Annotated in this window: 4 protein-coding genes; all 4 read left to right on the top strand. The window is 64.5% G+C overall.

Annotation, left to right across the window (positions count from 1 at the left end; translation table 11 throughout):
• Positions 1 to 255 precede the first annotated feature (255 nt).
• Positions 256 to 582 carry a DUF3703 domain-containing protein gene (locus Q8Q83_RS00295; protein WP_305620117.1) on the top strand — a complete coding sequence of 109 codons (327 nt, stop codon included), beginning with the start codon at positions 256 to 258 and terminating at the stop codon, positions 580 to 582.
• Positions 583 to 698: 116 nt separating this feature from the next.
• On the top strand, positions 699 to 1,814 hold the full coding sequence (locus Q8Q83_RS00290) for a PotD/PotF family extracellular solute-binding protein (protein ID WP_305620115.1): 1,116 nt from the start codon (positions 699 to 701) through the stop codon (positions 1,812 to 1,814).
• Positions 1,815 to 2,112: 298 nt separating this feature from the next.
• Positions 2,113 to 3,594, top strand: coding sequence for an AMP nucleosidase (gene amn / locus Q8Q83_RS00285; protein WP_371132332.1), 1,482 nt, complete (start codon positions 2,113 to 2,115; stop codon positions 3,592 to 3,594).
• A 218-nt stretch (positions 3,595 to 3,812) separates the two neighbouring features.
• On the top strand, positions 3,813 to 4,273 hold a 461-nt coding region (gene modA, locus Q8Q83_RS00280), incomplete at its 3' end, for a molybdate ABC transporter substrate-binding protein (protein WP_305620111.1).

Genomic DNA, 4,273 nt, shown 5'->3' with positions numbered 1-4,273 from the left:
TTGACCTTTGACCTGCTGGCCCTGGCTGTGCAGGATCATCTCGGCCGGCAGGCCGTCCAGGGTGGCGAGGTAGCGGCCATCCAGCTCGGCGGCGAGCAGGACAGTGGGCATCAAACAGAGCAGGCAGATGGTCAGGAAACGAGGCATGCCAGGGTTCTCAGGCGGCGGTTGTCCATCAGAGTAGACCCTGGCGCTTGACCTGGGGGCCGCCCCGCGCTCGCAGACTGACGGCGAACCCCTTCAGGAGAGTTGCAGATGAACCGCCAACAAGCCTTCCAGCACGAGTACCAACTGGCCCGCTCGCAGCGCGGCCTCGATCCCGCGGCCGAGCTCTATCACCTGGAGCGCGCGCATATCCTCGGCCAGCGGCGGTTTAGCGAGCATCTGCGCAGCCACCTGTGGCTGCTGGCCTGGGCCTGGCGGCAGCGCGACTGGGCCGAATGCCTGGCGCAATTGCTGCGTGTGCCCGGTAGCCTGGGTTCGCTGCTGGGGCTCTATCCCCTGGGCAATCCCGGCACCCGCCGGGTCGGCCCGCTGACCGCGCAGCCCGTGCCCGAGGATCTGGCCCGGCTGCTGCGCTGAAGCGCGGCAATGCAATAAGCAGCTGCCTGCTAGTCTTAGTGGCTATCGATGTTGCGCTAAGGCCGCTGTGGCCGGCCCGCACAGCGTCACTGTACGAGTCAGATTTAGGGTGGGCGATGCTCCGGCTAGCGTGCTTCTTGTGGTTGGCCATCTTCTCCAGCTGCGCCGGTGCGGCCGAGGACATGGCGCTGCGCCTGCTGGTGTGGGGGCGCTATGCGCCGCCTGAGGATGTGGCGCAGTTCAAGGCCTATATCCAAGGCAAGTATGGGGTGAACCTGACCTTCCGCATCCGCGAGGTGGCGGATGAGGATGAGTTCTTCAAGGCCGCCCGCTCCAGCCAGGAGTCCGAGCAGGCGGACCTGATCTCCCCCTCGAAAAGTGTGTTGAAGCACTTCAAGTGGAACATGATCAAGCAAGGCCTGGTGTTGCCCCTGCGCCTCGAACACATCCCCAATTTCACCTCGCTCTATCAGTACTTTCAGGACCTGCCCGATATTCGCCAGGACGGCGTCGTCTATGGCGTGCCCTACGCCTGGGGGCCCTACGGCATCCTGTACAACACCCAGGTGTTCAAGGAGCCGCCGCGCAGCTGGAGCATCTTCTGGGACCCGCAATACGCCGGGCGCTACGGCATCAATGGCACCTCGCCGGGGGGCGAGAATGTGGTGGTCGCCGCGCTGATGGAGGGGGTCAAGCGCGACGAGGTGTTCGATCTCGAGAAGTTCAATACCCCGGCCATCATCAAGCGGCTGCAGGCGCTGGCGGACAACTCCAAGGTGCAATGGGCCGGCGAGTCCCATGGCGGCCATCTCAAGGGCCTGGCCTTCGGCGCCGGCTGGGGCGGCGGTCTGGCCGAGGTCAAGACAATGGGCGAAACCTGGAAGCTGACCGTGCCGGACGAGGGCGCCAGTGGCTGGATCGATGTCTGGGCCATCACCCAACACCTGCGTAACAAGCCGCTGCTGCGGCGGATCGCCGAGGAGTACATCAACTTCTTTATCAGCGCCAAGAAGCAGGCCGAGGTGGTGGTGCGCAAGACCACCACCTTCCCGGTCAACTTCAATTCCCGGCGCTATCTCTCGGCGGAAGAGATAGAGGCGGCGCGCATCGATGACCCGCAGATGCTCGAGCGCCTGGTGTTTCTGCGCGCGCTGTCCAAGCGCGACTACAACGGCCTGAAGCTGCTGTGGTACCAGGTCAATCTGAAGAACCGGCATAAGGTGATGAAGTAGCGCCGCGCTGGATGCCCTGCGCCCCTCTCGCTTATCGCGGCCAAGGTCGCTCAGGCGGCGCGATTCTGTAGCCCGGATGAAATCCGGGGATATCTAACGGCTGACACCGCTCCCGGATTGCATCCGGGCTACGTTGCTGGGCCTGGATGCAATCCGGGTAGGGCATCGAGAATTTGCATCCAGGCTAGGTTGGCATCACCGGGCTGTTGCGCTTGGGCGGGGGCTGGGCTGCCTGTGCAAGATGCTATGCCTGGGCGGCGTGATCAGGGCAAGATAGAGCCTGTCTGTTCAGCCAGGAATGCGAATCGTGAGCCCTTGTTCCGAAGACTTCGTTGTCGCCCACACCGCCGAAGAGGCGGTCGACCGTCTGGCCGCCTTGCATCTACAGGCGACCAGCGCCCTCAGTCAGGCGCTCAAGCGCTACCTCAAGGAGCGCATCAAGCCGGATGCCGCGCAGCAGCGCCAATTTCGCTACCCCGAATTGCGTTTGACCTACCTGTGTCAGGGCGAGGTGCCGACCACGGTGCGTGCCTATGCCAAGGTGCAGGTGCCGGGCACCTACAGCGTCACCGTCACTCACCCGGCGGCCTTCCGCAAATACCTGTTGGAGCAGCTGCGCCCGTTGATGAACGACTTCACCCTGTGCGTGGAAGTGGGCGTCAGTCAGCAGAATATTCCCTACCCCTATGTGGTCGAGCAGGGCGATGAGCTGGCCGGCTCCGGGGTGACCGCCGCCGAGCTGGCGCGGGTGTTCCCCAGCACCGACCTGTCGGCCGCCACCGATGGCACCGCCGATGGCCTGTACGACTGGGAGAATACCGACCCGCTGCCGCTGGCGCTGTTCGATGCGGCGCGGGTGGATTTTTCCCTGCGCCGTCTGGTGCACTACACCGGCAGCGACTGGCGGCATGTGCAGCCGTGGATTCTGCTGACCAACTACCACCGCTATGTCGACCAATTTATCCGCTATGGCCTGGATATGCTGGTGGGCGAGTCGCGCTTCACCCGCATGGTGCTGCCGGGCAATGTGGTGGTCGAACGCGGCATGGCCGAAGGCGAGATGCAGGCGATCATCGAAAACGTCATCTGGCACCGCTACCAGATGCCGGCCTACCACTTGCAGGCCGAGGACGGCCACGGCATCACCCTGGTCAATATCGGCGTCGGTCCGTCCAACGCCAAGAACATCACCGACCACCTGGCCGTGCTGCGTCCGCACTGTTGGCTGATGATCGGCCACTGCGGCGGCCTGCGTCAGTCGCAGACCATCGGCGACTATGTGCTGGCCCACGCCTATATGCGCCGCGACGGCATTCTCGACCGGGTGTTGCCGCCGAATATCCCGTTGCCGGCCCTGGCCGAAGTGCAGCAGGCGCTGCAGGAGGCCGCCAAACAGGTGACTGGCGAGCAGGGCGATGAGCTGAAGAAGCGCCTGCGCACCGGCACCGTACTGACCTACGACGACCGCAACTGGGAGCTGCGTTGGGCCCAGGAGCGGCCGCTGATCAACCTGTCCCGCGCCGTGGCGGTGGATATGGAAAGCGGCACCATAGCCGCCCAGGGCTATCGCCTGCGGGTGCCCTATGGCACCTTGCTGTGCGTCTCGGACAAGCCGCTGCACAGCGAGATCAAGCTGCCGGGCGCGGCCGGGGCCTTCTACGAGCGCGCGGTGACCCAGCACCTGCATATCGGCATCGCCGCGCTGGATCTGCTGCGCAGCCAGCTCAACTCGCTGCACTCGCGCAAGCTGCGCAGCTTCGACGAGCCGCCGTTCCGCTAGGGCCAGCCAGTTAGGGCGCTGTCTGGTTGCCTGGCAACCAGGTGGCGCTCTAAACGCCTGCCGTGCGCTGCGCGCAGAGGTTCTGACTGATCTTGTAATAGCCACTGACGAAGATGAACGTATTGGCGTTTGCTTGCCATTCGCTATATCCGAAGGTATATAGCGAATGGCAAAAGCTGAGGGCGATCAGCCCTTATTCGATTACAAGGAGTCGCCCGATGCAGCATTTCACGCTCCAGGCGCTGCTGACGCTGTGCGCCGGCCTGCTGGTTAGCGCCACTAGCCGGGCGGCGGAAGTACAGGTGGCGGTAGCCGCCAACTTCAGCGCACCGATCCAGGCCATCGCCGGCGAGTTTGAACAGGACACCGGGCACAAGCTGGTTGCCGCCTTCGGCGCGACCGGCCAGCTCTATGCGCAGATTCGCCATGGCGCGCCGTTCGAGCTGTTCTTCTCCGCCGACGAAAGCACCCCGGCCAAGCTGGAGAGCGAGGGCCTCGGCGTGTCCGGCTCGCGCTTTACCTATGCCATCGGCCGCCTGGTGCTGTGGTCGGCCAAGGCCGGCTATATCGACGGCAGCGCCGCGGTGCTCCAGGCCAACCAGTTTCAGCACCTGGCCATCGCCAACCCCACAGCGGCGCCTTACGGCTTGGCGGCTACCCAGGTGTTGGCGAAGCTCGG

The organism is Pseudomonas sp. (genome assembly GCF_030696055.1).
Lineage (GTDB): Bacteria > Pseudomonadota > Gammaproteobacteria > Pseudomonadales > Pseudomonadaceae > Aquipseudomonas.
This window is presented reverse-complemented; position numbering and strand designations above follow the sequence as displayed.

Coding starts and splice junctions, on each gene's coding strand:
- amn (WP_371132332.1), top strand. CDS start 2,113: ATGCGAATCGTGAGCCCTTGTTCCGAAGACTTCGTTGTCGCCCACACC.
- Q8Q83_RS00290 (WP_305620115.1), top strand. CDS start 699: ATGCTCCGGCTAGCGTGCTTCTTGTGGTTGGCCATCTTCTCCAGCTGC.
- Q8Q83_RS00295 (WP_305620117.1), top strand. CDS start 256: ATGAACCGCCAACAAGCCTTCCAGCACGAGTACCAACTGGCCCGCTCG.